This window comes from Novosphingobium sp. (assembly GCF_025351285.1).
Taxonomy (GTDB): domain Bacteria; phylum Pseudomonadota; class Alphaproteobacteria; order Sphingomonadales; family Sphingomonadaceae; genus Novosphingobium.
Window position 1 is genome coordinate 37781 of record NZ_JANXWG010000103.1, and the last position, 26938, is coordinate 64718.

The 26938-nt window shown below is 66.2% G+C and carries 30 protein-coding genes and 1 pseudogene; 10 read left to right on the forward strand and 21 right to left on the reverse strand.

Features of this window, described 5'->3' with window-relative positions; genetic code table 11:
- Positions 1 to 16 precede the first annotated feature (16 nt).
- Genes hemC through Q0R16_RS12690 form a run of 3 tightly spaced genes read left to right on the forward strand, consistent with a single transcriptional unit; the run spans position 17 to position 2644 of the window.
- Positions 17 to 958 carry a hydroxymethylbilane synthase gene (hemC, locus tag Q0R16_RS12680; protein ID WP_295636494.1) on the forward strand — a complete coding sequence of 314 codons (942 nt, stop codon included), beginning with the start codon at positions 17 to 19 and terminating at the stop codon, positions 956 to 958.
- Positions 955 to 1695 carry a uroporphyrinogen-III synthase gene (locus tag Q0R16_RS12685; RefSeq protein WP_295636497.1) on the forward strand — a complete coding sequence of 247 codons (741 nt, stop codon included), beginning with the start codon at positions 955 to 957 and terminating at the stop codon, positions 1693 to 1695. Before hemC ends, Q0R16_RS12685 begins: the two co-directional genes overlap by 4 nt.
- A 25-nt stretch (positions 1696 to 1720) precedes the next feature.
- Positions 1721 to 2644 (forward strand): hypothetical protein, encoded by a 924-nt coding sequence (locus tag Q0R16_RS12690; RefSeq protein WP_295636500.1) that lies wholly within the window; start codon positions 1721 to 1723, stop codon positions 2642 to 2644.
- On the opposite strand, the pseudogene Q0R16_RS19600 reads toward Q0R16_RS12690, so the two are convergent.
- A pseudogene (locus Q0R16_RS19600) lies at positions 2645 to 2755 on the reverse strand (short-chain dehydrogenase); the annotation flags it as partial.
- A 207-nt stretch (positions 2756 to 2962) separates the two neighbouring features.
- Here Q0R16_RS19600 and rlmJ point away from each other — a divergent pair.
- Complete coding sequence (gene rlmJ / locus Q0R16_RS12695) at positions 2963 to 3787, forward strand: 23S rRNA (adenine(2030)-N(6))-methyltransferase RlmJ (RefSeq protein WP_295636503.1); 825 nt, start codon at positions 2963 to 2965, stop codon at positions 3785 to 3787.
- Between the two features lie 104 nt (positions 3788 to 3891).
- On the opposite strand, the gene Q0R16_RS12700 is transcribed toward rlmJ, so the two are convergent.
- Together Q0R16_RS12700 and Q0R16_RS12705 are read right to left on the reverse strand one after the other, a co-directional pair.
- Positions 3892 to 5127: a UbiH/UbiF/VisC/COQ6 family ubiquinone biosynthesis hydroxylase gene (locus Q0R16_RS12700; protein ID WP_295636506.1), complete on the reverse strand. Its 1236-nt coding sequence runs from the start codon at positions 5125 to 5127 to the stop codon at positions 3892 to 3894.
- Positions 5124 to 6797, reverse strand: coding sequence for an alkaline phosphatase family protein (locus Q0R16_RS12705; protein WP_366857649.1), 1674 nt, complete (start codon positions 6795 to 6797; stop codon positions 5124 to 5126). Before Q0R16_RS12705 ends, Q0R16_RS12700 begins: the two co-directional genes overlap by 4 nt.
- A gap of 126 nt (positions 6798 to 6923) precedes the next feature.
- Here Q0R16_RS12705 and Q0R16_RS12710 point away from each other — a divergent pair, with 126 nt between their 5' ends.
- A complete protein-coding gene (locus Q0R16_RS12710) occupies positions 6924 to 9023 on the forward strand; it encodes a protein-disulfide reductase DsbD domain-containing protein (RefSeq protein WP_295636509.1) in 2100 nt (699 codons plus the stop codon).
- Positions 9020 to 9499, forward strand: coding sequence for a hypothetical protein (locus tag Q0R16_RS12715; RefSeq protein ID WP_295636511.1), 480 nt, complete (start codon positions 9020 to 9022; stop codon positions 9497 to 9499). The genes Q0R16_RS12710 and Q0R16_RS12715 overlap by 4 nt, the downstream gene beginning before the upstream one ends.
- Positions 9500 to 9539: 40 nt before the next feature.
- Here Q0R16_RS12715 and Q0R16_RS12720 read toward each other — a convergent pair whose 3' ends face one another.
- Both Q0R16_RS12720 and parC read right to left on the reverse strand, forming a co-directional pair.
- Positions 9540 to 10313 carry an SDR family NAD(P)-dependent oxidoreductase gene (locus Q0R16_RS12720; RefSeq protein ID WP_295636513.1) on the reverse strand — a complete coding sequence of 258 codons (774 nt, stop codon included), beginning with the start codon at positions 10311 to 10313 and terminating at the stop codon, positions 9540 to 9542.
- A gap of 19 nt (positions 10314 to 10332) precedes the next feature.
- Positions 10333 to 12630, reverse strand: coding sequence for a DNA topoisomerase IV subunit A (gene parC / locus Q0R16_RS12725; RefSeq protein ID WP_295636516.1), 2298 nt, complete (start codon positions 12628 to 12630; stop codon positions 10333 to 10335).
- Positions 12631 to 12742: 112 nt separating this feature from the next.
- Between parC and Q0R16_RS12730 the strand changes: the two genes are divergently transcribed.
- A complete protein-coding gene (locus Q0R16_RS12730; RefSeq protein WP_295636519.1) occupies positions 12743 to 13282 on the forward strand; it encodes a type 1 glutamine amidotransferase domain-containing protein in 540 nt (179 codons plus the stop codon).
- 58 nt (positions 13283 to 13340) lie between these two features.
- Here Q0R16_RS12730 and Q0R16_RS12735 read toward each other — a convergent pair whose 3' ends face one another.
- Genes Q0R16_RS12735 through Q0R16_RS12745 form a run of 3 tightly spaced genes read right to left on the reverse strand, consistent with a single transcriptional unit; the run spans position 13341 to position 15819 of the window.
- Complete coding sequence (locus Q0R16_RS12735; RefSeq protein WP_295636522.1) at positions 13341 to 13673, reverse strand: 2Fe-2S iron-sulfur cluster-binding protein; 333 nt, start codon at positions 13671 to 13673, stop codon at positions 13341 to 13343.
- Positions 13673 to 14767 (reverse strand): cysteine desulfurase family protein, encoded by a 1095-nt coding sequence (locus Q0R16_RS12740; protein WP_295636525.1) that lies wholly within the window; start codon positions 14765 to 14767, stop codon positions 13673 to 13675. Before Q0R16_RS12740 ends, Q0R16_RS12735 begins: the two co-directional genes overlap by 1 nt.
- The gene (locus Q0R16_RS12745; protein WP_295636527.1) at positions 14764 to 15819 is read right to left on the reverse strand and encodes an aminotransferase class V-fold PLP-dependent enzyme; all 1056 of its coding nucleotides are present in this window, start codon (positions 15817 to 15819) and stop codon (positions 14764 to 14766) included. Before Q0R16_RS12745 ends, Q0R16_RS12740 begins: the two co-directional genes overlap by 4 nt.
- Before the next feature lie 159 nt (positions 15820 to 15978).
- On the opposite strand from Q0R16_RS12745, the gene Q0R16_RS12750 reads away from it, so the two are divergent.
- The gene (locus Q0R16_RS12750; protein WP_295636531.1) at positions 15979 to 16635 is read left to right on the forward strand and encodes an alpha/beta hydrolase; all 657 of its coding nucleotides are present in this window, start codon (positions 15979 to 15981) and stop codon (positions 16633 to 16635) included.
- Positions 16636 to 16708: 73 nt separating this feature from the next.
- Here the strand turns inward: Q0R16_RS12750 and Q0R16_RS12755 are convergent, their stop codons facing one another.
- The 12 genes from Q0R16_RS12755 to Q0R16_RS12810 form a co-directional block, all read right to left on the reverse strand.
- On the reverse strand, positions 16709 to 16906 hold the full coding sequence (locus tag Q0R16_RS12755) for a hypothetical protein (protein WP_295636534.1): 198 nt from the start codon (positions 16904 to 16906) through the stop codon (positions 16709 to 16711).
- A gap of 22 nt (positions 16907 to 16928) precedes the next feature.
- Entirely contained in the window at positions 16929 to 17297 is a 369-nt protein-coding gene (locus Q0R16_RS12760) for a hypothetical protein (RefSeq protein ID WP_295636536.1), read from the reverse strand.
- 48 nt (positions 17298 to 17345) lie between these two features.
- Entirely contained in the window at positions 17346 to 18260 is a 915-nt protein-coding gene (locus Q0R16_RS12765) for a class II glutamine amidotransferase (RefSeq protein WP_295636539.1), read from the reverse strand.
- On the reverse strand, positions 18260 to 19279 hold the full coding sequence (locus Q0R16_RS12770; RefSeq protein WP_295636545.1) for a cyclic nucleotide-binding domain-containing protein: 1020 nt from the start codon (positions 19277 to 19279) through the stop codon (positions 18260 to 18262). Before Q0R16_RS12770 ends, Q0R16_RS12765 begins: the two co-directional genes overlap by 1 nt.
- Positions 19280 to 19285: 6 nt before the next feature.
- Positions 19286 to 19792: a GFA family protein gene (locus Q0R16_RS12775; RefSeq protein WP_295636550.1), complete on the reverse strand. Its 507-nt coding sequence runs from the start codon at positions 19790 to 19792 to the stop codon at positions 19286 to 19288.
- 10 nt (positions 19793 to 19802) lie between these two features.
- Complete coding sequence (locus Q0R16_RS12780; RefSeq protein ID WP_295636553.1) at positions 19803 to 20246, reverse strand: SRPBCC domain-containing protein; 444 nt, start codon at positions 20244 to 20246, stop codon at positions 19803 to 19805.
- Between the two features lie 12 nt (positions 20247 to 20258).
- A complete protein-coding gene (locus Q0R16_RS12785) occupies positions 20259 to 20915 on the reverse strand; it encodes a glutathione S-transferase family protein (RefSeq protein WP_366857655.1) in 657 nt (218 codons plus the stop codon).
- Entirely contained in the window at positions 20915 to 21397 is a 483-nt protein-coding gene (locus Q0R16_RS12790; protein WP_295636559.1) for a VOC family protein, read from the reverse strand. The genes Q0R16_RS12785 and Q0R16_RS12790 overlap by 1 nt, the downstream gene beginning before the upstream one ends.
- Before the next feature lie 4 nt (positions 21398 to 21401).
- Positions 21402 to 22046: a glutathione S-transferase family protein gene (locus Q0R16_RS12795; protein WP_295636562.1), complete on the reverse strand. Its 645-nt coding sequence runs from the start codon at positions 22044 to 22046 to the stop codon at positions 21402 to 21404.
- 84 nt (positions 22047 to 22130) lie between these two features.
- Positions 22131 to 22940 (reverse strand): VOC family protein, encoded by an 810-nt coding sequence (locus Q0R16_RS12800; protein WP_295636566.1) that lies wholly within the window; start codon positions 22938 to 22940, stop codon positions 22131 to 22133.
- 57 nt (positions 22941 to 22997) lie between these two features.
- The gene (locus Q0R16_RS12805; protein WP_295636588.1) at positions 22998 to 23414 is read right to left on the reverse strand and encodes a VOC family protein; all 417 of its coding nucleotides are present in this window, start codon (positions 23412 to 23414) and stop codon (positions 22998 to 23000) included.
- 114 nt (positions 23415 to 23528) lie between these two features.
- Complete coding sequence (locus Q0R16_RS12810; RefSeq protein WP_295636568.1) at positions 23529 to 24170, reverse strand: TetR/AcrR family transcriptional regulator; 642 nt, start codon at positions 24168 to 24170, stop codon at positions 23529 to 23531.
- Between the two features lie 237 nt (positions 24171 to 24407).
- Here Q0R16_RS12810 and Q0R16_RS12815 point away from each other — a divergent pair, with 237 nt between their 5' ends.
- Complete coding sequence (locus tag Q0R16_RS12815; RefSeq protein WP_295636571.1) at positions 24408 to 24929, forward strand: group 1 truncated hemoglobin; 522 nt, start codon at positions 24408 to 24410, stop codon at positions 24927 to 24929.
- 111 nt (positions 24930 to 25040) lie between these two features.
- On the opposite strand, the gene Q0R16_RS12820 is transcribed toward Q0R16_RS12815, so the two are convergent.
- Positions 25041 to 25697, reverse strand: a complete 657-nt coding sequence (locus tag Q0R16_RS12820) for a glutathione S-transferase family protein (RefSeq protein WP_295636573.1) — start codon at positions 25695 to 25697, stop codon at positions 25041 to 25043.
- Positions 25698 to 25783: 86 nt separating this feature from the next.
- Between Q0R16_RS12820 and cobS the strand changes: the two genes are divergently transcribed.
- Positions 25784 to 26776 (forward strand): cobaltochelatase subunit CobS, encoded by a 993-nt coding sequence (gene cobS / locus Q0R16_RS12825; protein ID WP_295636576.1) that lies wholly within the window; start codon positions 25784 to 25786, stop codon positions 26774 to 26776.
- Positions 26777 to 26938: the final 162 nt, after the last annotated feature.

Sequence of the window (26938 nt, forward strand, 5' to 3'; positions counted from 1 at the left end):
TTATCGCAAGCCGACCATGAACGCACCACACCCCGATCATCCTTTGCGGCTGGGCACCCGCCGCTCTCCGCTGGCGCTGGCGCAAGCCGAAGAAACCCGCAACCGGCTCTGCGCCGCGCACGGCTGGCCGCCCGAAGCGATCGAGGTCGTTACCGTGCTGGCCAGCGGCGACATCGTGCAGGATCGCCCGCTCGCCGAAATCGGCGGCAAAGCGCTGTGGACCAAGGAACTCGACGCCGCGCTTCACGAACGCCGCATCGATTTCGCGGTCCATTCGATGAAGGACGTCGAAACCCAGCGCCCGCAAGCCTTCATGATCGCCGCGATCCTGCCTCGCGCCGATGTGCGCGACGTGCTGGTGGGCGCGGGCAGCGTGGCCGCGATCCCGCAAGGCGCACGTGTCGGCACCAGCGCCCCGCGCCGCGCCGCGCAGATGCGCAACTTGCGGCCCGATCTCGAGATCGTGATGTTTCGCGGCAACGTCGCCACCCGGCTGGGCAAGCTGGCCACGGGCGAGGCCGATGTCACGCTGCTCGCCGCCGCCGGGCTTGAACGCCTGGGCCAGAGCCACGTCGGCACCCCGCTCGATGCCGAAGCCTGGCTGCCGGCGCCTGCACAAGGCGCGATCGGCATCGAGTGCCTGGCCGCGCGCGCCGATGTGGTCGCTTGGCTTTCCGCGATCGACCATGCCCCCAGCCACGCCGCGATCCGCGCCGAACGCGGGCTTCTCGAAGCGTTGGGCGGCAATTGCCACAGCCCGATCGCGGTGCTGACGCGCGCCGAGGGTGCCGGCCTGCACATGCGCGCCGCGATCTACAGCTCCGATGGTGCCGAACGCGTCGAAGCCGCCGCGACCTTCGCCGCAACCGACACCACCGGCCCGGCCGCACTCGCTGCGCAATTGCTGGAACGCGCCTCGGACGCGATCCGCCGGCATTTCGCCGGACCTGCGCAATGACAGCCACACCGGACGCGGCGCCGCTGCCGCTGCCGGTTGTCACGATCCGGCCCGAACCCGGCCTGTCGGCAACGCTGGCGCAAGGTCGCGCGCTCGGCCTTGCGATCCACGGTTTCGCACTGTTCGAAAGCCAGCCGGTCGATTGGACGCCGCCCGACCCCAAGCCGTACACCGCACTGCTCGCCGGAAGTGCCGCGTTGTTCCGGCTCGGCGGACCGGGCCTGGAGGCTCTGCACACGCTCCCCGTTCACGCGGTCGGCGAGAGCACCGCACAGGCCGCGCGCGCCGCCGGCTTCGCGGTGGCGGGCACCGGTGAAGGCGGGCTCGACGTGCTCGTCGGCCAGCTTCCCCCCGGCCAGTACGTGCGGCTCGCGGGTGAGGCGCATGTGCCGCTCCACCCCGCTCCGGGCGTCGAAATCGACACCCGCGTGGTCTATCGCATGGCCACGCGCGCCTTCCCGCCAGACCTCGTGCACCTGCTCGCCCCGCCCGCGCTGGTGTTGCTCCATTCGGGCGAAGCCGCGCGGCATTTCGCTGCGGAATGCCGCCGCAACCGCATCGACCGCAGCGCGATCATGCTCGCTTGCCTCGCACCGCGCATTGCCGAAATGGTCGATACGGGATGGGCTTCAGTGGCCGTGGCACCGCAACGCAGCGATTTCGCGCTGCTGGCGCTGGCCAGGCAAATGTGCCAGACAGGTTTGGGTCGCGGGGCCGATCGCGGGAATAAGCGCTGAGCGAGACGTCATGCCAGGTATCGATGTGAGCACGAACGGAGCGGCGGACGGCCGCCCCCGGCGCAGTCGTGCGTTCAGCGCACTCGTTGCCGCGCTGGTGCTGGTGATCGCGCTGGGCGTGGCGGTGATGACGCTGCGCATGGGGTATTGGCATCTCGACCTGTCCTTCGCCAACCGCGCCGAATCCCCTCTACCCGCCGCCCTCGCCAGCGCAACGAACCCGCTGGCCGAACAGGCCGATCTTGCCGCACGCACCGCCGCCGGGCTGGCGCAGGACAACGAACGCATCGCCGCGCTCGAACAGCGGATCGAAACGCTCAGCCGCGCGGCCGATGCCGCCGCGGGCAACGCCACCCACGCCGAATCGATCATGGTCGCCGCGGCCGCGCGCCGCGCGGTCGAGCGCGGCGAGCCGCTGGGCTACCTCGCCAATCAGTTGCGCTTGCGCTTCGCGGTTGCGCAGCCCGACGCGGTCGAGCGCGTGATTGCCGCCGCCGCGCGCCCGGTCACGCTCAGCTATTTGTCCGCCGAACTCGAACGCCTCGCCCCCACGCTCAAGGGCGCACCGGCCGAAAGCGGCTGGTCGTGGGTGCGCCGCGAAACCAGCGACTTGTTCACGATCCGCCGCAACGACCGGCTGGCGCCCGATCCCGAAGCGCGGCTGCAACGCGCGCGGCTGTACCTGGTCAACGGCCGCGTCGACATGGCGGTTGGCGAAGTCAACCAGCTCCCCGGCCGCGCCGCCGCGCGCACCTGGCTGGGGCAGGCACGCGATTACCAGATCGCCACCCGCGCGCTCGACATGATCGAGGCCAGCGCGGTGATCTCGGCATCCCCGCTCGCTCGCGCCACGCAACCCGCCGGACCGCCGCCGCGCGTGGCAGCCGGCACGCCGCAACCATCGGCAGCACCCGCTCCCACACCCCCCGCGTCGGGATCGAGTTACTGATCAACCGGGCGACGCGGCCGATCCGGCCAGCAACCCGCCATCGATGCTGAATTCGCTGCCCGTCACGTAAGTCGCCTCGTCCGACGCGAGCATCGAGCTTGTGGAACCGACACCCGATCTTGACGGCGGCTTCTGCGCCTGCAGCTTCGTCGATATCGGTGACGATCGCAACGCGGGCTCGAAGCCTCGTTCAGAAGGGCTTTGCGGGTTTTCGCCCGATTATCTATGGGCACCGGATTGGGGACTTCGATGGCCTCGCAATCGGCAATCGCGCTCGGAAACTCGCATGAAGGCGGATCGTCAGGGTTTTGAATCGCAATGAATTATCGCCATATCTTCCATGCGGGCAACAGCGCCGATGTCGTGAAGCACTGCCTGCTGATCGCCCTCGTGCGGGCCCAGCAGCACAAACCGGGCGCGTTGACCCTGGTCGACACCCATGCCGGCTGCGGGCTGTACGACCTTGACGGCGAGCAGGCCCAACGCACCGGCGAGTCCACGCAGGGCGTGCTGCAAGCCTTGACCAACCCGAACCCCTTGCTGAACGACTACCGCGCCGTCGTCCAGGCGGTGAATGTCGGGGCCGAACTGCAGTTCTATCCCGGGTCACCGCGGATCCTGGCGCAGCTTCTGCGCCCGCAGGACCTCCTGATCCTCAACGAAAAGCATCCCCAGGACGCCTATACCCTGCGCGGCGCGATGCGCGGCACAACCGCTGCCGTGCATGAGCGCGACGCCTACGAGCTTTGGCTGGCGATGCTTCCGCCCAGAACGTCTCGCGGCGTGGTGCTGGTCGACCCGCCGTACGAGCAGCCCGATGAACGCGCACGTATCACCGCCACTCTCGCCGCCGCTCACCGCAAATGGGCGCATGGCGTGACGGTGATCTGGTATCCGCTGAAAGACCGCGCCACACATGGGCAGTGGAGCGAGCAGTTGCGCAAGCTCGGCATCCCGAAATTGCTGCGGGTGGAGCATTGGTTGTACGATGGCGATCAGCCCGGCATCTACAATGGCGCGGGCCTTTATATCGTCAACCCGCCCTACGCCTTCACGCAGGTCTTGCCGCCTCTGCTGGAAGCCCTGCGCGCCGCGCTGGCGCCGGAGGGGCATAGCGGCGAGATCACGACCGATTGGTTATAACCCCTCATTGCCCCCCTTTTCGCCAAGCAGGAATTGTCGCGCTGCAGGTTGCAAACAAGGCATCTCGCCAGATTCGATCGCTGCCGAACGCGAAGGCATCTGCCTTATCCGCGCAGCAATTCCGGCAAGTCCCCGCTCATTCCGCGCGCTTCGTCCATGAACCAGCGTTTGAGCGTGGGCAGGCGCTGCACGCCGCCCATGCCCAGCCGGCGGACGGCCGAGGGCAGCTTGCCGGGCAGGCCGAACAGCCGGGTCAGCACGTCGGTGGCGGTGGCGACCATCAGCGTGTCGCTGGCGCGCCAGCGTTCGTAGCGGGCGAGCGTTTGCGCATCGCCCGGATCGAGGCCCAGCCGCGCGCCTTCGGCCAGGACTTCGGCAAACGCGGCCACATCGCGCAAGCCCAGGTTGAGGCCCTGGCCCGCAATCGGGTGCATACCGTGCGCGGCATCGCCCACCAGCACCAGCCGGTCAGACGTGACGCGCGCGGTATGGTGAAAGTTGAGCGGGTAGGATGATCGCCCCGCACCGATCGCGAGCTTGCCGAAAATGTCGCCCATGCGCTTTTCGACTTCGGCCAGGAACGCGCGGTCGGATAGTGCGAGCACGCCCGCCGCGTTCGTTTCCGCCACGGTCCACACCAGCGCCGAACGGTGCTTGCCGTCTGGCCCGGAGTCAGGATCATCGAGCAAAGGCAGCAGCGCGAATGGCCCGGCCGGGTAGAAGATCTCCCACGCGGTGTTGCCGTGCGGTTTTTCGTGCGTCAGCCCCGAAATGATCGCGCGGTGGCCGTAAGACCACTTCGCGGGCGTGAACCCGGCCTCGTCGCGGGTGGGCGAGGCGCGGCCTTCGGCGCCGACCAGCAGCGCGCCCGCCAGCACTTGCCCGTCGGCCAGGGTGACCTTCACGCCATGCGCATCGCGTTCGCGCGAGACCACTTTGGCGCGGGTGTGGAAGGTGATTTCGGGGCACCCGGCCGCCACCGCGTACATCGCGAGGCGCAAATCGCGGTTGGCGAACATCCGGCCGAGCGAGCCTTCCTCGGCGGTCGGGCGGAAGTCGATGCGGCCAGGCTTCATGCCGTCGGTCACCGCGATCGCGTCGATCGGGGAGCCCTTGGCCACCAGCGCATCGGCCATGCCAAGGTTGGTGTAGAGGTTCCAGCTCGCGGTCGAAATCGCCGAGGCGCGGCCATCGAAATCGGCAGCGGTGGTGTCCGACGGGTCTGCGGCGTCGACGACGTGAGTGGTCATGCCCTGCCTGGCCAGCGCGATCGCCAGCGTCATGCCGACCAGCCCGCCGCCCAGGATGACGGCATCGCGCGGGGATGCTGGTACGCTCATTTTGCCACCGGGCAGGTGTTGCCCGGCCCCGCATCAAGATCGAGGCAACGCCCGTCGAATGAAGCCTCTGCCACCTTGAGCCCGATCAGCGCGGCCAGCGTCGGCGCGATGTCGACCGTCTCGACCGGCGCCGGTTGTTCGAACCCGGTCATGCCCTTGCGCCAGAACAGCATCGGCACGCGGCGATCGTAATCCCACGGGGATCCGTGCGTGGCGGTATAGCCGGGGGCAGCGCGCGGGATCGGCACGACCACGCGGCGCAGCAGCGACACCACGTCGCCCGACCGTTCGGGATCGAACGAGGCGCGCGCGCGGTCCTTCAACGTCCAGTCCTGCGGCGATCCGGCAGGCAGTGGCGTGCGCGCCAGTTCCTCGTGCGTGAACACCGCGGCAACCTGCGTGCTCGAACCGAGTAGCGCGGCGAGTTCGATGATGGCCTTGGCGCGGACCGCATCTGGCAATGCGCGGCTGACGTAGTAATCCCCGAAAGGCCCGTCGGACGAAACCAGGCCCGCGGCGGCAGGTAAGCCGAGCTTTGCCGCCAGCGCTGCGGACAGCTTGCCCGGGGTCAGCCCCACGTCAACGCGGGTGGCGTCGGGCAAGGACTGTTCGTCGAGCCGTTCGGGCGTATCCAGCCCGCCATGGTCTGCGGTCAGCACCGCCACGTAATCGATCCCTTGCTTGTCGAGCCGGGCAAACAGGCTGCCCAATGTGGCATCGAGCTGCGCCATCTGGATGCACATCTCCACGCCTTGCGTGCCGTATGCATGGCCGATGTAGTCGGTGGCCGAAAAGCTGACCGAAAGGACATCGAGCGCAGCGCCCTTGCCCAGCTTCATGTCGCTGGCGAGCGCCACGGCGAGGTCTGCCGTGGCGGCATCGATGCGCGGAGAGACGCGGAAGGCGTCATTCTGCCCGGCCTTCAGAGCAAAGCGGCCGGTGCCGATCTCGACTTCGCCCGCCTTCAATGCGCGATCGTGCGCGGCGCAATAGGCTGGCGGCGTGAAGGCGGGTGCGCCCTTCTTGAGCAGCGCGCCCACCATGGCGTTTTCGGCAACCGCCACCGGCACCGGCGCGCGGCCCTTGAGCGTGACGAACTTGTCGCCCAGCCACCAATAAGCCGCGTCGATCTGGTGTCCGCCCATCATCATCACCGCGCGGTCCTTGGCCGAAACCGCCACGTTGCGGCTGGCCGGCCACTGCATCTTCATCCGCTCGCCCAGTGTGGGCACGCGCAAGTGGACGGCCGAAACCACCGGCTTGCCCGATGTGCTGGCGGGGTCTTTCTCGTCCTCGGCGCAATAGATGCGCTTTTCCGCGCGACTGGCCGAAAGGTCGTACCAGTTGTTGGCCACGATGCCCGCGCGGCCCGGATGAACGCCGGTGAGGATGGTCGAGTGCCCGGGGCAGGTTTCGGTTGCCGCGTGCGACTGGAAGCCCGATGGATAGACCGCGCCTTTCAGGAGCCGCGCGAAGCCGCCGGTGTAATGTTCGCGGTATTGCGCGAACAAGTCGGCCGAAAACTGGTCGACCGCGATTGCCAGCACCAGCTTGGGTGCGGGCAGCGGTGCAGGTGCTGGCTTGGCTTGAGCAGGGAGAGCCGATGCACAAGCCACCAGCGGCACGGCCAGAGAGGCGAACAAAGCGGCGAGCCGGTTCTTGCGAATCAAAGGATCAATCTCCGAAATTGGGCAGCGGTCTGGACTTGCGACGCGTGCGAACCTAGACCGGCCTCCAAGCCGGCATTGCACCAAGGCCCGGGGTGCGCAAGGGGTCTGGAGCGTCCATAAACCGTCATGATCCGCGCATTGATCCCGTATCGCCCTGCCCTTCGCCTGCTCGCCCTGATCGCGGGCTTGCTCGCGCTGATGGCCGCGCCGCTCCACGCCCAACCGGCCCCACCGCAAGGCGCATTCGGCCCGCCCGGCGGTGGCGCCGGCCCGTCGCACATCCACGCCACTTTGCTGGCCGAGGGGTCGGTGGCGCCCGGCGGCACAGTCACGCTGGCGGTGCTGATGCAGCCCGAGGCCGGCTGGCATGGTTATTGGTCGAACCCGGGCGATGCAGGGCTGGCGCTGACGCTCGACTGGACCTTGCCCAACGGCGCGAAGACCGGGGCGATGCGCTTCCCGGTGCCGCAGACGCTGCTGATCTCCGGCCTGATGAACCACGTCTACGAGCACGATTATGCGGTGCTGGTGCCGCTGACCGTGCCCGCCAATGCCGCGCCGGGCAGCAGGCTCGCAATCTCGGCGCAGGCGAACTGGCTCGCCTGTACGCTCCAGATCTGCGTGCCCGAACGCGCGGCGCTCAACGCCACGATCACGATCGGCACAGGCACCGCCGATCCGCGCTTCAACGCCTGGCGCGCCGCGCTGCCCGCCCCGCTCGACCGGCCCGCCGCCTTCGCGTGGACGCCGACGACGCTGCGCATCGCCATCCCCTTTCCGCGCGCTGCCAAGGTGGAAGCACCGCAGCTGTTCCTTTCCAGCGAAGGGCTGGTCGATTACGCCGCACCACAGTCCTTTTCGCGCAAGGACGACCTGCTGATTGCCGAAGTGCCCCGCGCAAAAGTGCCGCCAAGCGCCATGCCGCAAGCGGTCAGTGCGGTGCTGTCGCTCGGCGGGGGCGCGGGCGGTGTCGAACTCACCGCCAACCCCGGCGCGGTGCCCGATGGCGGCACCCCGGTCAGCACCCAAACCGCTCCGGCCAAGGGCAGCTTCTGGTGGGCGGTGCTGTTCGCCATGCTGGGCGGCCTCATCCTCAACGTGATGCCCTGCGTGTTCCCGATCCTCAGCCTCAAGGCGCTGGCGCTGGCACGGGGCGGCGACGAAGCGACCGCGCGTGCGGAAGGGCTGGCTTATGCGGCGGGCGTGATCCTGGCCTGCGTGGCCTTGGGCGCGACGATGCTGGGCCTGCGCGCCGCGGGCGAGGAGGTGGGCTGGGCGTTCCAGCTCCAGCAACCCGGCGTCGTGCTGGCGCTGCTGCTGCTCGCGGTGGCGATCACCGCCAACTTCGCCGGGTTGTTCGAGCTGCCCGGGCTTTCGTTCGAGCGCGGCGGCGGGCATATGGGCGCGTTCGGCACCGGGCTTCTGGCCGCCTTCGCCGCCACCCCCTGCACCGGGCCGTTCATGGCGGCGGCCGTCGGCGCGGCGCTGCTGTTGCCGTGGTACGCGGCGCTGGCGGTGTTCGGCGCGCTCGGCTTCGGCCTCGCGCTGCCGTTCCTGGCGATCGGCTTCATCCCCGCGCTGCGCCGGATGCTGCCGAAGCCGGGCGGCTGGATGGACAAATTCCGCAAGGCCATGGCGGTGCCGATGGGGCTGACCGTGCTGGCGCTGCTGTGGCTGGCGTGGCGGAGCGGTGGGCCGACATTCGTTGCGATCGGCATAGCGTTGGCGCTGGCGATGCTCGCCGGGTTCTACGCGATGCGCCGCGAACAGAAGCGCGGGCTCCTCGGCTCGCGCTACCTGCTGATGGTGCTGCCGCTGGCGCTTGCCACTTACGGCGCCGCGCAAATCGCCACCCCACCCGCCGCCGAAGCCAGCCTGATCGGCGCCAGGCCGTTCAGCGAAGCCGCGCTCGCGCAGGCGCGCGCCTCGGGCAAGCCGGTGTTCCTCTACTTCACCGCCGACTGGTGCCTGTCGTGCAAGGTCAACGAACAGACCTCGATCGACCGCGAAGCCACCCGCGACGCCTTCGCCAAGGCCGGCGTCACCGTCCTGATCGGCGACTGGACCCGCCGCGACGCCGCGATCACCCGCTTCCTCACCAGCCAGGGGGCCGGCGGCGTGCCGCTGTACTTGTGGTACCCGAACGGCGGCGGCGAGCCGAAGCAGTTGCCGCAAGTGCTGACACCCGATCTGCTGGCGGGGCTGGCGGGGCTGGCGAAGGGGTGAAAGTGGCCTCCGGCGGGCAAGGGCCATCGCCCTTGCATCCCGGGTGTTTGGAAAGTGTTGAAGGCGAGGCGTTCATGGTTAGATCGATATCGCCTCGGGAGCTTAAGCTGCGAATCCGCAACAACATCATCGACTACTTAGAACTGGCTTCGTCACCGGATCAGCAGCGCGAATTTGAGCGGCGCGTTCCAATCGCCCACATTCCAAACGAGATGATTAATCTGTGGGAGGACCACGTCCCGGACGCTGACTTCGACTGGTATTCGGAACCCGAGTTCAGTCTTGCTGAGCAAAGCGCTATTGAGCGTTTTCATGGTATTTGGAACTCCGTCGCTGACGAAACTCCCGACGTTATGCCAGACACAATCGAAACTCTCATTGGAACGCCCGTGTGGCAGCGCTTGATTGACGGAGCGACGGACGCGCTACGAATCTTCCAAAAGCGTGGGCGAATTGACGATGCATCACCAGAATAGCGATGCGCCCCGCAAATTTTCGAGAACGCGGAAAATCTGCCTACAAACTCTGCCCATCATCCACCGCGATATCCGTGCCCGTCACTTGGGCCGAGGCGTCCGACGCGAAGAACAGCATCAGGTCATCCAGCGCGGTGATTTCGGTCATGCGGCGGCGGGGCCAGCTTGCGACCTGTTTGGCGCCGCCTTCGCTGTCGAACCATTCGCCGTCGATTTCGGTGCGGATGTAGCCGGGGTGGATGACGTTGACGTTGATCCCCTGCCGCACCCATTCGCGCGCGAACTGGCGGCCGAGGTGCGCGATCGCGGCCTTGGTGGCGGCGTAGGCGGCATCGCCCTGGCCGGTCATCATCGAAGTGATCGAGCCGATCAGGATCACACGGCCCGCACCGGTGTGCTTGGTTCCCGCCGCGATCATCCGCCGGGCGCCCTCGCGCGCGGTGAGGTAGGCGCCGGTGAAGTTGGTGTCGATCACGGTGCGAACCCGCGCGATGTCGAGATCGATCGAACGCCCCGCTTCAGCGAGGCCAGCGTTCGCCACGACCACATCGGGCACACCCGGCCCGCCAGCAGCGGCATCGAACGCGGCCTGGACCGAGGCCTCGTCGGTCACGTCCATGGCCACCGCCAGCGCCTTGCCGCCGGCGGCCTCGATCTCGCGCGCCAGCGCCTCGATCCGCTCGATCCGCCGTGCGCCGATCACCACCGTGGCGCCCGCCGCTGCGTAAAGCCGCGCGAAGTGGTCACCGAGACCGGAGGAGGCCCCGGTGATCAGAGCCACGCGGCCAGCGAGTGAGTAGCGGGGAGTGGTCATCGCGGCATCCTCTCATGCTTTAAAACTTGTTGTCCCGCGGAAACCCGTTCGGCGGCAGCCGTCCCGCAGCCCCGCGCGCGACCTTCCACATCATCATGTCCTTCTCGGTGCGCGTGCGCCCGCTGTCGCCGCCCATCGCCCAGGACAGTCCATCTTCAAGCCGGAACGTCACTGCATCGGCCATGCCGCCGTCCTTGTAGCGTTGCAGCGTGACGCCCTGGCCCTTCGCAAGGATCGGCAACTCACTCAAGGCGAAGACAACCAGTTTTCGGTTGTCGCCCATCACCGCGACGTGATCGTGCTCGGGCGCGATTTCGCGGACAACTGTCAGCTTCACGCCGGGCTTGGTGGTGACCACGCCGCGACCCTTGCGGGTTTCGGCGAGCAGTTCGTCGGCCTCGGCCGCGAACCCGCGCCCGGTTGAGGCCGCGAGCAGCAGTTGCGCCTTGGGGCGATAGACCGTGACCGCCACCACTTGCGCGGCGGGATCGATATCGAGCATCGTGCGGATCGGTTCGCCGAAGCCACGCGCGCCGGGCAGCTTGTCGGCGCCGATCGTGTAGAAGCGGCCATTGTCGAGCGCGATCAGCAGCTTGTCGGTGGTTTGCGCGTGGAGCGCGAAGGCCGGGCCATCGCCTTCCTTGAACTTGAAATCGGTGTCGAGCGCCATGTGTCCCTTGGCCGCGCGCGCCCAGCCCTTGGCCGAAAGGATCACCGTGACCGGTTCCTTCTCGATCATCGCGTCCATGTTGAATTCGCGCGTGGGCGCGGCTTCGGCGATGGTGGTGCGGCGGCGCCCGAGCGGCGTATCTTCGGCGTATTCCTTGCGCAAGGAGGCCAAGTCGCGCTTCAGGCGAGTGCGCTGCTTGGCCGGGCTGTCAAGCAGCGTTTGCAGGTTCTCCTGTTCGGCCAGCAGGTCCTTCTGCTCGCGCCGCAGTTCCATTTCCTCCAGCTTGCGCAAGCTGCGCAGCCGCATGTTGAGGATCGCTTCGGCCTGCACGTGAGTCAGCTCGAATTCGGCCATCATTACCGGGCGCGGTTCGTCCTCGGTGCGGATGATCGCGATGATCCGGTCGAGGTTGAGGTAGGCGATGATGTAGCCGCCGACCAGTTCGAGCCGCGCGGCGATCTTTTCGAGCCTATGCCGGGTGCGGCGCAGCAGGATGTCGATCTGGCTGATGATCCATTCCTGCAACAGCAACTTCAGCCCCAGCACGCCGGGCGTGCGCCGCGCATCGAGCACGTTGAGGTTGAGGCTGAACCGGCTTTCCAGATCGCTCAGCCGGTAAAGGCTTTCCTTGAGCAGATCGGGATCGACGTTGCGGCTCTTGGGCACCAGAACCAGCCGGATCGTCTCGTCGCTTTCGTCGCGCACGTCCTCGAGGATCGGCAGCTTCTTGTCACCGATCAGCGCGGCGATCTGCTCGATCAGCTTGCCCTTGGGCACCATGTAGGGAATTTCGGAAACGACCAGTTGCCACTGCCCGCTAGTCAGCTTTTCGATGCCGGTGTCTTCCCAAACGCCATTCTCGTCGCGGCCGGTGGAGAACCGCGCACGCACCCGGACCGCGCCCTTGCCGGTTTCATAAGCGTGCGAAATCGCCGCCGGGCTGTCCACGATCACGCCGCCGGTGGGCAAGTCGGGGCCGTGAAACACCTGCATCAGCTCGGCGTGTTCGGCATGCGGGTTGTCGATCAACATCAGCGTCGCGTCGACGATCTCGGCCACGTTGTGGCTTGGGATCGAGGTGGCCATGCCCACCGCGATGCCGGTCGAGCCGTTGGCGAGCAGGTTGGGGAACAGCCCGGGGAAGATCTCGGGCTCCTCGTCCTCGCCGTTGTAGGTGGGGATGTAATCGACCGTGCCTTCATCGAGCCCGGCCATCATCCGCATCGCGGTGCGCGTCAGCCGTGCTTCGGTGTAGCGGTAGGCGGCGGCGTTATCGCCGTCGATATTGCCGAAATTGCCCTGGCCCTGAACCAGCGGATAGCGCAGCGCGAAATCCTGCGCCAACCGCACCATCGCGTCGTAAACCGACTGGTCGCCATGCGGGTGGTACTTGCCGATCACGTCACCCACCACGCGCGCCGATTTCTTGTAGGCGCCGGTGGGATCGAGCTTCAATTGCCGCATCGCCCACAGCAGCCGGCGGTGGACCGGCTTCAGCCCATCGCGCAGATCGGGCAGCGAGCGCGCGGTGATCGTGCTGAGCGCATAGACGAGATAGCGCTCGCTGAGGGCCGCATCGAATGGGGCGTCGACGATCGCGTCGAAGGGATCGGGACCGCTGTCACTGGGGGGCTTTGTTTTCACCATGGCCGATCCGCCCTAGCAACGCGATGGACTGTCGCAAACACGCGGAACGGCAACATCCCCCGATCATTGTCCCCCCGACAGCGGGACGTCCCGCCTATCGCGGAGATTTTTCATGACCAAGCGCATTCTCATCATCGCCACCGACGGATTCGAGCAAAGCGAGCTGATCGAACCCAAGAAGGCGTTGGAAGCCGCGGGCTTCGAAACCGTTGTCGCCAGCATCAAGCCCGGCGTGATCAAGGGCTGGAACCACGGCAACTGGGGCGAAAGCGTGCCCGTCGACAAGACTTTGGACGAAGTCGAGGCCGACCAGTTCGATGCGTTGCTGATCCCCGGCGGCCAGATGAACCCCGACATCATGCGCATGCAGGCGAAAGCGATCGACCTGGTCGAAGACTTCGACGACGCCGGCAAGCCGATCGCCGCGATCTGCCACGGCCCCTGGCTGCTGGTGGAAGCAGACATCGTCGACGGCCGCACGGTAACGAGCTGGCCGTCTGTCCGCACCGACCTCGCTAACGCCGGCGCCGATGTGGTGGACGAGGAAGTCGCAATCGACGGCAACCTCATCACCAGCCGCATGCCCGATGATATCCCGGCATTTTCCAAGGCGTTGATCGAGATGCTGCAGGATGCGGAGGTTGATGCCTGAAGAATGAAAGTTTGAGGGGTTGAATGTGGGGGCGATCTGCTCCCACATCCCGGAAAAGCTAGACCTGCTGCATGTCGTGCGCTTCAGCCGGAATGCGCACTTCCAGCCCGTCCAATGCGTCGTCCAGCAATATCTGGCACGATAGGCGGCTGGTGCGGGTAACGCCGGCAGCGAGGTCGAGCATGTCTTCCTCGTCGTCGCTGGCCGGCACCAGCTTCCCGAACCATTCGGCGCTGACGACCACGTGGCAGGTGGAGCAGGCCATCTGCCCCTCGCACGTACCCTCCAGCGCCAGCCCGGCCGCCTGCCCCACTTCGAGCAGCCGCGTGCCCGGCGCGGCCTGTGCCGCCACCTTCTGACCATTCGCCGTCAGGAACACCACGTCCACCATCACAACACTCCCTGCGCCCGCGCCGCGGCGTTGATCGCCGCGGCCGCCGCCTCCAGGTCACTCTCCTTCGTATAGCGCCCGAACCCCAAACGGATCGATGCCTTCGCTTCTTTCCCGTCGAGCCCCAGCGCTTGCAACACGTGGCTCGGGCGTCCCGACCCGCTGGCGCAGGCCGAACCCGCCGAGAAGGCGATGTTACGACAATCGGACATCAACCGGCCCACGTCCAGCCCCTTGAGCCGCACGTTCAAATTGCCGTGCCAGCGATGGGCCGAATCGCCGTTGAGCGTCCACCCGGCGAATAGAGCGCGCGCCAATGCCCACAGCTTTTCCACATGCGCCGCATCGCTTGTCCCAAGGCTTGTGCACAGTGCTGCCGCCGCGCCGAACCCGGCGCACAGTGCGGGGCTGAGCGTACCCGAGCGCAAGCCGCCTTCCTGCCCGCCACCGTGCTGGACGGGGTGCAAGGCCACCCCATCGCGCACCCACAGCGCGCCCACGCCCTTCGGCCCGTAAAGCTTGTGCGCCGAAATCGCGATCAGGTCTGCGCCTTCAAGGCTTTTGGCAGGAGCCGCGATCTTGCCCGCGCCCTGCACCGCATCGCACAGGAACAGCGCGCCCATCGCCCGCGCGCGCGCCGCCAGTTCCGCCACCGGTTGCACCGTGCCGATCTCGTTGTTGACCTGCATCACCGCGACCAGGCGGGTGCCTGCGGGGATCGGCACATCGGCCGAAACCAGCCCCGCGCCATCGACCGGCAGCACCGTGCAATCGGGATCGATGAACCGCGCCGTATCCAGCACTGCCGCGTGTTCGATCGCCGAAACCGCCAGCCTTTTCGCGCCGCTGCCGATGATCGCCAGGTTGATCGCCTCGGTCGCGCCACTGGTGAAGATCACCCGCCCGCCCGGCGGCAGCAGCGCCGCAACCTGATCGCGCGCAACCTCGACAGCCGCTGCTGCCGCACGACCGGGCCGATGGGGGCTGTGCGGATTGGCAAAACCTGATGTGTCAGGTCCGCCCAGCCACGGCAGCATCGCATCGCGCGCTTCGGGCGCAAGCGGGGTCGTCGCCTGATAATCGAGGTAGATCATCGTGTCACAACGCTGCGCACGACTGCAAGCAGCGCCTCCAGATCGGCACGCGTGGTCTCGCGCCCGATCGACACGCGGAACACCTCGCGCGCGGTCGCTGCGCCCAGGCCCATCGCGCGCATCACGTGGCTGGGGCTGATGCTGCCCGAAGCACAAGCGCTGCCCGCGGAAATCGCGATACCCGCCGCATCGCAACGGATCAGCAGCGTAGTAGCGGCGGTGCCCGGTAGCCGGTACGCGCCCAGCGTCGGCACGCGCGCAACGTCGGCGGCGATCACCTCCAACCCCAGCTCGCGCAATTGGCCCTCAAGCCAGCCGCGCAACGTCGCGGCGCCCGCCAGCCAATCGTGATCCGCCTCCAGCGCGGTCACCAGCCCGAGGATGTACGGCAAATTCTCGGTGCCCGGCCGATAGCCGCGCTCTTGCCCGCCGCTCGGCGCGAGCAGCGCAAGGTCACGCACCAGCAGCGCACCGATCCCCGGCGGCGCGCCCAGCTTGTGCCCGGCGATCGCGATCAGGTCGGCCGGTGGCAGCGGCACCTTGCCCGCGCTTTGCGCGCAATCGGCCAGCAACAGCCCGCCCCCCGCCTGCACCCCCGCCGCAATGCGATCGAGAGGCTGGATAATTCCGGTCTCGTTGTTGACATGCTGCACGGCGACCAGATCGGCACGCGGTAAGCCATCCGGATCGACCAGCCCCTCACTATCGACCGCGATGATCGACTCGCCCGCATGGCGCAACACCGCGGTGTGCTCGACCGCCGACGCGAATTGATGCGCGCCCTTGCCGGCGCCCCACCCCAGCGCCAACGCCTCGGTCGCGCTGCCGGTGAAGATCACCGCGCCGCTCCACCCCAGCGCTGCCGCCACCCGGCCGCGCGCATCCTCGAGCGCTGCGCGCGCCGCACGGCCGGCGGCGTGGACGCTCGACGGATTGGCCCAACATGCCATCGCCTCGGCCACCACCGCGCGCACCTCGGGCAGGATCGGCACGGTGGCGGCATGGTCGAGGTAAATTGCCGCGTGCGGGCGGGCTGGTAGGTCGGATGACAAGCGGACTCTCGCAATTGTTGCTTTCGGGCCATCGCTTTCTATATAGCGCACAGCTTTCCGATAGTGTCCCTGATACGGGACCATGGCGGGGATCGACCAGTCGCAACGCCCGTTGCGCATTTTCGGCGAACCTTCGCGAAGCCAAAGGTCCTAGAACGTATGCCAGCCGTTATTTTCCCCGGTCCCGAAGGCCGCCTCGAAGGCCGTTTCCAGCCAAGTTCGCGCCCGCGCGCGCCCGTGGCGATGATCCTCCACCCGCACCCGCAAGCGGGCGGCACGATGAACGATCGCATCACGCAAGCGATGTACAAGACGTTCACTGCACGCGGCTTTGCCACCTTGCGCTTCAATTTCCGCGGCGTCGGCCGCAGCCAGGGCAGCTTCGACAACGGCGTGGGTGAATTGTCCGATGCCGCCTCGGCGCTCGACTGGGTGCAGTCGATCCACCCCGAAGCACAGACCACCTGGATCGCCGGCTACAGCTTCGGCGCGCTGATCGGCATGCAATTGCTGATGCGCCGCCCCGAAATCCGTGGCTTCATCTCGGTCGCCCCGCCGGCCAACATGTACGATTTCAGCTTCCTCGCCCCCTGCCCGGCCTCGGGCATCATGGTCCAGGGCGCCGCCGATACCGTGGTCACCCCCGGCGCGGTCCAGAAGCTGGTCGACAAGCTGCGCACGCAAAAGCACATCACCATCCACCACGACGAAATCCCCCGCGCCAACCACTTCTTCGAGAACGAACTCGACGAGATGATGCGCTCGGTTGATACGTACCTGGATATGCGGTTGGCCCCTGACTCCCCAATCAAATGACTTATTCGCCGATCAAGTAGCGGAAGGTCCTGAGTCCGGCGGCATGGGTGGTAACCCTTGCCGCCGGACGTATTTACTTCCCTGCCGCTACCACGGGCGCTTCACCACCCGCATCGGGCAGGCTCCAGATCGCGATGTTCGCGCCCAGGATCAGCGCCATGAACACCATCAGCGCGGGCCGCTGGCGTTCACCGCGCCGCCATAAGAAAACCGCGCCGGCGCACAGCGCCAGCGCGGTCAGCATCATCAGCGAGAGTGCGAAATCCAGCATGGCCTGATTTCGCGTGCTCTGCTCAGTCCTTCTTGCCGAAGAAGCCCGAAGCCATGCCCAGCAGGCTGCCAGCGCCGGGGATCTTGTTGAGCAGGCCCGCGGCCATTTCCATCGCCTGAGGATTGCCTTCGATCATCGTCGCGAACTGGCCGAGCGAGCCTTCGCCGCCGATGTGACCGACGATCTGCTGCAGCACGGCGGGGTCGATCCCGGTCGAGGCAGCGGCGGTTTCGACCGTGTCGCCTTCCTGCGGGTGTGCGACGGCGAGTGCGGATACGGCCTGTTCTGCGGTTTCGGGGCTGATACCAAGCTTTGTCGCCATGTTCGCCACATCGATCGGTGCGCCATCACCGCCACCGAGTTGGCCCAGAATGCTGTCGAAAATGCTCATTCGATTGTCTCCATCTACGATCCCGCGATCAGCATAGACGCGTTATTGTTACACTTCCAGCGCGTGGATTTCGGCCATGCGGCGGGCTCCGTCGCTGCGCACGAGTAACGCACTGTATTCAGGCACTTCGATCCACGTGGCGAAATCGCTGGTGAGCGGTTCGGAGGCGACGATCACGCTGTCTGCGCGCGCGGCGCCGCCAGTCAGCTTCCATTCGTTGTCGTGGAGCCCGTAGTCGCTGCCGAAGCTGTACCACATGCTGAGGAATTCGTTGGTGCCCTGCATCTGCGCCTGGCCCGACTTGCCGAAATCGAACGTGAACCGCACCGCAACCAGGTTTACGCCATCGCAGAAAATGAGGTTGGTCGACGACGAGCGATCGATGCCGTGCGCGCGCCGAACTTCGCGCACGATCGCCAAAGCGCGGGTGATGGCGGCCAGGATCTCCTCGGGCGCGTTGATGCGATACGGATCTTCAAGCGCCGATACGGTCAGCGCGTAAAGCCATTCGCTGTCGGTCGACCCCTGGATGTGCCGCGCGAATTCGGGCTTCACGTAAGGCACCAGATCGAAGCGAACGCTGCGGAAATCGGCCAGATCGCCGTTGTGCGCCATCGCCAGCGGCACGCCATCGAAGCGGAAGGGGTGGACGTTCTGCTCGTTGATCTGGACCGTGGAATTGTACGCCACGCCGCGAATATGCGCGAGCAGGGCGCTCGGCTGGAGCTTGCTGGCGAGCGCCTTGAGGTTGCGATCGAACAGCGCGACTTGCGTGGTGCGATAGCGGAACGGCGCGTGCGGTTCGTGGCTGGCAGGGTCCCACGCCGCCATGCCGAAGCCCGCCAGGTTGAGCATGGCCAGCATCCGCGCGTGGATCGTCTGGTTGAGCAGCGACGAATCGGGCGCGTAAAGCAGGTGGTCGAGCAAGACCGGTGTGCCGAGGTAGCTGAGGATGCGGCACATCAGGCGTGTCCCCCCAGACCGCCCAGATTGAACCGTTCGAGCGCGAGCGCGCGGCCGAGGTGGCGATTGGCGCGGCGCTGGTCGCGCACCAGTTGCCGGCCGAGCACCAGGGCCAGCGCGCCGTGCCAATCGTTCGCGCTGCCGGAATCGTTCGTCGAATCGGGTTGCAGCACCGGCTGCAAGACTTTGCCCGGCACGCGCAGCAGCACGCAATCCTCGGCTGCCGCGATGTCGAGCGATGGCGCCGCACCGTCCTCGAGCGCAATCACGTTGACGCATTCGCCCGGTCCGTGGATCGAAATCTGCTCGGCCCCGCCGGTGCGCGCCATCGATGCGCGCAGTGCGCCGCGCAGCACGATCCACAAAGTGTTCGGCGTATCGTCGTTGATGCAAACCAGCCCCTGGCCCCGCTCCACCCCGACCATCCGCGACGGCGTGGCCAGCGCCCTTGCCCCGTCTGGTCCCAGATCGGCGAGCTTTCCGAGCCCCGCTAGCAAGGCTGCGGCATCGCCAGCGACCGGGACGGGCTTGGCCATGAACGAAATTGCCCGTCGCAGGCTCGATGGCTCGAAGCGGCCCTCTGCCGCGATCCGCGCAAGTGTGGCGCGGGTGCGCGTGGCCACCAGCCGGCGCAAACCGGCCGCAAGTTGCACGGTGCCGGGCTGCGCATCGGCCAGCAGCGCATGAAATCGCGCGCGGCTGATCCGCAAACCCTCGCTCGGCAGCAGCGCGGTCACGCGGGCCGAGCGTGGCGCATCGTCGAGCAGCGCAAATTCGCCGACCACTTCGCCCGGCAGGATCGGGCTGAGGGCTGCCGTATCGTCACCGGGAAGCCGCGTTTCGATCCCCAGTCGCCCGGATTCGAGGATATACAGCGCGTCCGCCACGTCGCCCTGCCGGAACAGGACCTGGCCGCTATCGAGCGCAAAGCGTGTCGCATTGGCGAGCACTTCCGCGCGCGCCAACGCATCCAGCCGTGCCAATTGCGGCGATTGCGCGAAGATGTCTGCCCGAGCCACGCCCGATCAGCCCCTCAGCGCCTTCCAGCGCGCCGCTCCCCCATCGCCGTAGATTCGCACCACATCCTTGCCGGTGTAGAATTCGCCGAACACTTCGGCGCCTTCGGGAAGCACGACCCAGGGCTGCTTGCTGTTGGTGAAGATATGCACGTCGGGCGGGCAGGCGCCAGGATCGTCGAGCGTACCCACGCGGATGAAACCGGCCTTTTCGCCCACGCCGCCGTAATGGCTCCACAACGCGATCCGGCATGTCGGGCAGCGGAACACCGCCTGGCCGCGCCCCGATGCCGAAGGCGTGTCGATCCGCTCGGGCGCTGCGCCGGACAGTTCGAGCCGTTCCGCTTCGATCACCGCATTCAACGCGAAGGCAGCGCCGGATTCGCGCTGGCACCATGTGCAATGGCAGCAATGTACGACGATCGGCGCTTCGGTCAGCCGATAGCGGACTTCGCCGCAAGCGCAGCCGCCCCCAAGTCGCTGCTCCGAACCCTGCCCCTGCACCCCGTCCGCCATCAGCCCCCCTCTATTCTTCGCAAAGCGCCTTCAGTTGATCCGCCACGATACCCCAACCGGTGTCGAATCCCATATCCTTGTGATGCGCCATCGATTCGGGCGTCCAATGCCGCGCGCGGGCGGTGTAGCGGGTGCCGTGTCCTTCCGGCGCAATCTCCCAGATGCCAAGCATGAACGGACCCGCGGGCTCCAGATCGGCGGTGATGGCATCGGTAAAGGCAAAGCGCCGGCCATCGTCCCACGCCAGCACGAAGCCCTCGTGCGCGCTCTCCTCGCCCTCGGGCCCGCGCATGATCAGGCGCGAGCCACCGCCCGGGTGCCGATCAAGCTGATCGACTTCGGTGCGCCACGGCTTGGGTGCCCACCATTCGGGGATGCGGTTGGTCATCACGTCCCACACCCTGGCGGGCGGGGCGGAGATCAGGCGGGTGACGCTGAGTTCAAGATTGCTCATGGACAATTCCATTCAATCGCGGTCGGGGGCGCCGAGCGGGAAGTAGCTGCGAAAAGGCCGCGCCGCCTCGATGCATTGCGACACCGCGGGTAGCGCGACGAGATGCGCACGCCAGGCCGAAAGGCGGGGGAATTCTGCGCCGATCTGTTCGACCCAGTCGGCATAAAACAGCGACGGCGCGGCCGCGCATTCGACCAGCGTGATCGCGCCAGCCCCCTCCTCGCGCCCGGCCAGCCATTCCTCCAGCCAGGCGTAAGTCCGCCGCAATTGCGCAGTCACTTCGGCCAGCACCACCGGATCGGGCGCTCCCGGATGGCGGATGGCTTCGGCCACCGCGCCCTGCATGGTGTTCATCACATAGTTGTCGAACACCCGGTCCATCGTCCGCACATCGAGCGCAGCCGCAGCGTCTGCGGGAATCAGCGGCAGATCGGCCGGGAAGCGCTGGTTCAGGTATTCGATGATCGAGGTCGCCTCGAACACCACCTTGCCATCATCGACGAGCACCGGGAACTTAGCATGCGGCCCGCCGTGTTGCGCCACGATTGCGCCATGCTCGGGAAATTCGGCTTCGAGCACGCGGAAATCGTACTCCAGCCCCAGCGCATGGAGCGCGATCTGCGCCTTCCACGTGTAGGACGAGAACGGATGCCCATAAAGCGCGAGCATCACGCGCCCTTTCGCGCCGTATCGATCGCCGCAATGTCGATCTTCCTCATCCCCATCATCGCCATGAAGACGCGGCCGCGCGCGTCGGGGTCGGGGTCCTTCATTCCGTCGGTCAGCGCGCGCGGGGTGATCTGCCAGCTTATTCCCCATTTGTCCTTGCACCAGCCGCACTGGCTTTCCTGTCCGCCGTTGCCGACGATCGCATTCCAGTAGCGGTCGGTCTCCTCCTGCGAATCGGTCGGCACTATGAACGAGAAAGCCTCGCTGTGCTTGAAGTGCGGCCCGCCGTTGAGCCCCACGCACGGCAGGCCCATCACGCTGAATTCCACCGTCAGCGCGTCGCCCTTCTGCCCATCGGGATAATCACCCGGCGCGCGCTGGACCGTGCCGACGTGCGTGTCGGGGAAGGTCGCGGCATAGAACGTGGCGGCCTCCTCTGCGTTGCGTTCGTACCACAGGCACAGCGTGGGGGTTCCGGACATGGCGTTATCCTTGTTTTTGAACCGCTTCGATCAGCGCATTGTCGATCGCCTTGGCCGCCTTGTAGCCTTCGCGCGCGCGGAACCGTTCTGCATAGGCTTCAAAGGCCGGGCGTGTCGGGATCGAGCCGAATGCCAGCCCCCAATCGACCTGGCTGCCGACGTAGACATCGGCCATCGTGAAGCGATCCCCGCAGACGAACGCATTCGCGGACAAGTGCTGGTCGAGCGTGTCCATCGTCCGATCGAAGCTGCCGAACCCGACCATGCCTTCGCGGCCCTCGGGCACCTCCCACCCCATCGCGCGCGCGACCACCGCTTGTTCGATCGGGCCGGCGGCAAAGAACATCCAGCGCCAGTAATCGGCGCGTTCGGCGTCGGTCGGCGCCAATCCGGCGCCGGGTTCGGCAACTGCGAGATAGACGCAGATCGCCGCCGCCTCGGTTACCACGCAATCGGTTCCGTCGCGGCGATCAACCCCATGATCTACCAGCGTCGGCACCTTGTGCATCGCGTTGATCGCGGCGAGTTCGGGCGAACCCTTGGCGAAATCGACGATAACCGTTTCGTATTCGGCGCCCGCTTCATGAAGCGCCCAGCGCACGATCTGCCCGCGCGACATCGGGTTGGTATAGAAGGTGTAGCAGGCCATGAGCGGTCTCCAGGAAGACAGGAACAAACAAGGAATATGATGCGCCGAGTCGAGTTAAGGCGTGTTGTGTTCAAGTGACGCGGTTCAAGCCAGCGCGCCAACCACTCCGAAGCGCGCGCCTTGCGGATCGATCGCCATGACCACGTGATCGCCGCCGGGCACTTCATGCGGGCCGCTGGTCACCGTGCCGCCGCCCGTCTCGATCGCCGCCTTGGCCGACGTGACATTGGGCACGCGGAAATAGAGCAACCACTGCGCCGGCGCGCTTTCATCGTGGCGCTGCATGATCGCGCCGAGCTGCATCCCATGGTGATCGATGAAGCAGTAATCGCCCATCGGCCCCATCGGCATGACGTTGTCGAAAGTGAAGCCGAAATGCTTGCCATAGAACGCCTTGGCGCCCGCCAGATCGGGGCTGGCCAGTTCGTTCCAGGCCACGTGCTGCGCGGTGTTGGGCGCAAACACGTCGCTTGCCATGTTTTCCATGCCCGCCGGCGGCTTCGGCTTCATCAGGTAGAACGCCACGCCTTGCGGATCGGACAGCATCGCAAACCGGCCGACTTCGTGATCGACTGCGGGCATGACCAAGTTTGCGCCATCGGCCGCCATCGCCGCAATCGCCGCGTCAACGTCCGCGACATGGAAATACGGCAGCCAGATCGGACAGGCACCGTGCTCCTGCATTGCGGGCGAAAGTTGGAGCATCCCACCGGCCTGGCCGCCATCGTCGCGCCCGATCATGCGGTAATCCATGTCGGCCTTGGGATCGGGCTGGCCGGCGATGGTCCAGCCGACCACGTCGCCGTAAAAGCGCGCAGCGGCGTTGGCATCGCTGGTCATGAGTTCGTACCAGATGAACGCGCCGGCCGGATTGGGCCCCTTCGTTTCAGCCATCATCATTCTCCCCGGGTAATTATGGGCGAAAAGCCGCCAAATATCATGCACTTGCCGTCAAACGGCATCAGCCGATTTCTCCGATCGGTCCATCCAGAACGGCTCCCATACGTGGCCATCGGGATCCACCAGCGTGCGCTGGTACGTGAAGCCGTGGTCTTCGGGCGGGTTGGCATCAGCGGTGCCGCCTGCCGCTGCGCCCGCCGCGATCATCGCATCGACCTCGGCGCGGCTGTCGACGGTGATCGCCAGGCTGACTTCGCTCGATCCGGTGGGGCAGATCGGCCGGGTGGTGAAGCCCTGCCACTTGGCATGAGTCAGCAGCATCACCGATATGGCATCGCTCCACACCATCGCTGCGCCGGATTCATCGGAGAAGGCCGGGTTGTGGATGAAGCCAAGCGCTTCATAAAAGGCACGCGCGCGCGACAAGTCGGCCACGGGCAAGCTGACGAAGATCATCTTCACGGGCATCATTCTCCAGTTGTCCGCGCACTTCAGGCCGGATCGGCCATGGAATCGACCAGGTTGAATACGGCGAGCGGCACCCGGGCGAAGGCTGTGGCTTCGAGCCGATGAGCGGGCGAATCATGCGGCAAGCGACGGTTCCTCCGACAGCAGCAGTTCGACATAGCGCCGCAAGTGCCCAAGCGATTCGCGCGCGGCTGGTGCGGCTGCTTCCGGGGGAAGCGCCTTGGCGGTGACGAACGCGCCCTGGATCACCGTCTGCACGTGTCGCGCCAGGCTGACTGCACGGGGTTCAACCAGGCCCCGTGCAGCAAGTGCTGCGGCAATGTCGTCTTCCAGCGCGCGGGCGTTGGCACCGATGCTGGCTGCGCACGCGTCGCGGATTGCGGCGCTGGTGGCGAAGCTTTCCTGCAGCATCGTGCCCGCCACGCAACTGAAGCTTTCGGCCGGCCCTGAAATCAGCGCGATCCGCAAGTCGATATAGCCAAGCACCCGCACCGCCGGATCTGCTTCATGATGGAACGGCGCCGATGCGAAGAATTCGCCGGTCGACCTTGACCAGTATTGTGCGGCGGCCACGCCAAGCTGTTCCTTGCTGGGAAAATGGTGGAAAAACGCGCCCTTGGTGACCCCTGCTTCAAGGCAGAGCTGATCCACGCTGGTGGCCGAAAAGCCCTGCGCGCGCACCAGCCGCACCGCTGCTTCGAGCAATTTGTCCCGCGCAGTGGCCGGCTGGGGGCGGAAGGGGCGATTCGGGATCACCCCCCCAAACATACCGACCGGTCGGTATGCGTCAACCTGCTTTCGTGACTTGCTCGATACTCGCACAAAAATCAGTAAGTTACTGGACATGTTCAATTTTGCAAAAGCATGTCAGCGCAATTGCGCGTTGACTTTGGCGCATCGGACAATAGGTTCTGCGCCAACAAGAACATGGGTCGGCTATTCCTGCCGCCACTACACGATAGTGGCGTTTCAACCTGCTAGGGGAGTTGGACTATGCGTAAATTGATCCTGACATCGATGCTCGCGCTTGGGATGGTCGTCGTGCCCGCCACCGCGATGGCGAAACCGATGAAGCATGCCGCGCATGCGATGAAGGAAAAAACCCTGTACGAACGCCTCGGCGGCGCGCCGGCCGTCAGCGCGGTGATCGACGATTTTGCCGGTCGTGTTCTCGCCGATACGCGCATCAACGCCAAGTTCGCCAAGTCGGACCCGACACGGCTTGTTGCCAACCTGAAAACCTTCGTGACGCAAGCCACCGGCGGTCCCAAGGTCTACAAGGGCCAGTCGATGGCGGCTGCACACCACAACATGGGCGTGACCGATGCCGAATTCGGCGCGCTGGTCGAAGACCTGGTCGCCACGCTCGACAAGTTCAACGTTCCGGCCAAGGAAAAGGGCGAACTGCTCGCCGCGCTCGGCCCGCTCGGACCGCAGATCGTCTCGGTCCACAGCAACGAAACCGGTGGCGCGCTGCCCGCCAGCTTCAAACCTGCTCCCGCAGCCAAGAAGTAGGCAACAGCCGCTAGCCCGCGCCATCGCAGTGGCGTGATTGCACCAAACGAAAGGCCCGCACTTCGGTGCGGGCCTTTTTGTTTGCCTATGGCGCCGAAATACCGCGTTCGGTCAGAGAAAGCCCTTCAACGCCACGGCTTCGCGCGCCGCCACTGCCTGCCACGTGGGTCGTTCCTGCACGCGCGCCAGCCATGCGGCCGAGCGCGGGTGCGTGCCGGCATCGATCACCACCCCACCGTAAGCGAGCGTTGTGAACACACTGGCCACCGAAATGTCGGCAATCGAGAACGCACCACCGACCAGCCAGCCGGTTTCAGGCGCCGCGCCTTCGAACCACGCCATCAGCGGCACCAGTTCGGCCAGGCCTTGGCTGACGGCGTCCTCGTCGCATTCCATCTTCATCAGCCGCGGCTTGACCACCCGGTTGAACACCACTTTGCCGCCGGCCGCAGCCAGCACGGTATCGGCGAATTCCTCGAAGAACACCGCCCGTCCGCGCGGCTTTGGCTCCGCCGGATAAAGCGCCGGAGTGGGCTGCAGCGCATCGAGATAAGTGGCGATTGCGGTCGAATCGGCCAGCGTGAAATCGCCATGCTGCATCGCCGGGATCTTGCGAAACGGGCTCGCCGCCAGAAATTCGGCCGAAGCCGCCGGCCCATTGCCCGGCAGGGCTTGCACCGCGATGCCCTTTTCTTCGGCCACCACGTGCACCTTGCGCACGAACGGTGAGAACAACGCCCCGAAAACCGTGATTGTACCCGCACTCATCATCACATCCCCCACCATTGGACAGTCGCCTGGTTATTGGCGCTTGCTTATTGCAGCCCCGCGCCCAGCCGTATAGGCGGAGCAGAATGAGCGAGACCAGTGAGACCATGACCGCAAACCGCGAAACCACCATCCTCGACGCCCCCGATCGCGAAATCTCGGTGCGCGAAATGTTCGGCATCGATGTCGACATGACCGTGCCCGCATTCTCGATGGCCGACGAACGCGTGCCCGATCGCGACGACGCCTATGTGTTCGACGCCGATACCACGCTGGCGATCCTGGCAGGCTTTGCCTACAACCGCCGCGTGATGGTCCAGGGCTATCACGGCACCGGCAAGTCGACGCACATCGAACAGGTCGCCGCGCGGCTCAACTGGCCGTGCATCCGCATCAACCTCGATGCGCACATCAGCCGTATCGACTTGATCGGGCGTGATGCGATCGTGCTGCGCGATGGCCTCCAGGTCACCGAATTCCGCGAAGGGCTGCTGCCTTGGGCGCTCCAGACCCCCACCGCGCTGGTGTTCGACGAATACGACGCCGGCCGCCCCGATGTAATGTTCGTGATCCAGCGCGTGCTCGAAACCGAAGGCAAGCTCACGCTGCTCGACCAGAACCGCGTGATCCGCCCCAACCCGTGGTTCCGCATGTTCGCCACCGCCAACACCGTGGGCCTGGGCGATACCAGCGGGCTGTACCATGGCACGCAGGCGATCAACCAGGGCCAGATGGACCGCTGGAACATCGTGGTGGGCCTCAATTACCTGCCTGCCCCGGTCGAACAGCAGATCGTCACCGCCAAGGTCAAGGGCCTCGACGCGCGGCTTGCCGCCGACATGGTGCGCGTGGCCGACCTTACGCGGCAGGGCTTCATCAACGGCGACATCAGCACGGTGATGAGCCCGCGCACGGTGATTACCTGGGCGCAGAACACCCAGATCTTCAAGGACGCCGGCTTCGCCTTCCGCCTCAGCTTCCTCAACAAGTGCGACGAGACCGAGCGGGTGCTGGTAGCCGAATACTACCAGCGCGTCTTCGGCAAGGACTTGCCCGAAAGCGTGATCGGCAAGGGCTGAGCCAGCCGAAATCGGCTTGAGACCCTATCCGTTCGTGTCGAGTAGCTGCCCGTGCCGCGCCCGCGACCGGTGGCGAGGGCAGGGTGGGTGCCGATTCGCGCGACGTCGATCGCCGCTCCGCCGTAGGCGGCGTTCGCGTGGCAGCCGCGGCAGTGCTGAGCG

Coding starts and splice junctions, on each gene's coding strand:
- hemC (WP_295636494.1), top strand. CDS start 17: ATGAACGCACCACACCCCGATCATCCTTTGCGGCTGGGCACCCGCCGC.
- Q0R16_RS12685 (WP_295636497.1), top strand. CDS start 955: ATGACAGCCACACCGGACGCGGCGCCGCTGCCGCTGCCGGTTGTCACG.
- rlmJ (WP_295636503.1), top strand. CDS start 2,963: ATGAATTATCGCCATATCTTCCATGCGGGCAACAGCGCCGATGTCGTG.
- Q0R16_RS12700 (WP_295636506.1), bottom strand. CDS start 5,127: ATGAGCGTACCAGCATCCCCGCGCGATGCCGTCATCCTGGGCGGCGGG.
- Q0R16_RS12710 (WP_295636509.1), top strand. CDS start 6,924: ATGATCCGCGCATTGATCCCGTATCGCCCTGCCCTTCGCCTGCTCGCC.
- Q0R16_RS12720 (WP_295636513.1), bottom strand. CDS start 10,313: ATGACCACTCCCCGCTACTCACTCGCTGGCCGCGTGGCTCTGATCACC.
- parC (WP_295636516.1), bottom strand. CDS start 12,630: ATGGTGAAAACAAAGCCCCCCAGTGACAGCGGTCCCGATCCCTTCGAC.
- Q0R16_RS12730 (WP_295636519.1), top strand. CDS start 12,743: ATGACCAAGCGCATTCTCATCATCGCCACCGACGGATTCGAGCAAAGC.
- Q0R16_RS12735 (WP_295636522.1), bottom strand. CDS start 13,673: ATGGTGGACGTGGTGTTCCTGACGGCGAATGGTCAGAAGGTGGCGGCA.
- Q0R16_RS12740 (WP_295636525.1), bottom strand. CDS start 14,767: ATGATCTACCTCGATTATCAGGCGACGACCCCGCTTGCGCCCGAAGCG.
- Q0R16_RS12750 (WP_295636531.1), top strand. CDS start 15,979: ATGCCAGCCGTTATTTTCCCCGGTCCCGAAGGCCGCCTCGAAGGCCGT.
- Q0R16_RS12755 (WP_295636534.1), bottom strand. CDS start 16,906: ATGCTGGATTTCGCACTCTCGCTGATGATGCTGACCGCGCTGGCGCTG.
- Q0R16_RS12760 (WP_295636536.1), bottom strand. CDS start 17,297: ATGAGCATTTTCGACAGCATTCTGGGCCAACTCGGTGGCGGTGATGGC.
- Q0R16_RS12765 (WP_295636539.1), bottom strand. CDS start 18,260: ATGTGCCGCATCCTCAGCTACCTCGGCACACCGGTCTTGCTCGACCAC.
- Q0R16_RS12775 (WP_295636550.1), bottom strand. CDS start 19,792: ATGGCGGACGGGGTGCAGGGGCAGGGTTCGGAGCAGCGACTTGGGGGC.
- Q0R16_RS12780 (WP_295636553.1), bottom strand. CDS start 20,246: ATGAGCAATCTTGAACTCAGCGTCACCCGCCTGATCTCCGCCCCGCCC.
- Q0R16_RS12785 (WP_366857655.1), bottom strand. CDS start 20,915: ATGCTCGCGCTTTATGGGCATCCGTTCTCGTCCTACACGTGGAAGGCG.
- Q0R16_RS12790 (WP_295636559.1), bottom strand. CDS start 21,397: ATGTCCGGAACCCCCACGCTGTGCCTGTGGTACGAACGCAACGCAGAG.
- Q0R16_RS12795 (WP_295636562.1), bottom strand. CDS start 22,046: ATGGCCTGCTACACCTTCTATACCAACCCGATGTCGCGCGGGCAGATC.
- Q0R16_RS12800 (WP_295636566.1), bottom strand. CDS start 22,940: ATGGCTGAAACGAAGGGGCCCAATCCGGCCGGCGCGTTCATCTGGTAC.
- Q0R16_RS12805 (WP_295636588.1), bottom strand. CDS start 23,414: ATGCCCGTGAAGATGATCTTCGTCAGCTTGCCCGTGGCCGACTTGTCG.
- Q0R16_RS12815 (WP_295636571.1), top strand. CDS start 24,408: ATGCGTAAATTGATCCTGACATCGATGCTCGCGCTTGGGATGGTCGTC.
- Q0R16_RS12820 (WP_295636573.1), bottom strand. CDS start 25,697: ATGAGTGCGGGTACAATCACGGTTTTCGGGGCGTTGTTCTCACCGTTC.
- cobS (WP_295636576.1), top strand. CDS start 25,784: ATGAGCGAGACCAGTGAGACCATGACCGCAAACCGCGAAACCACCATC.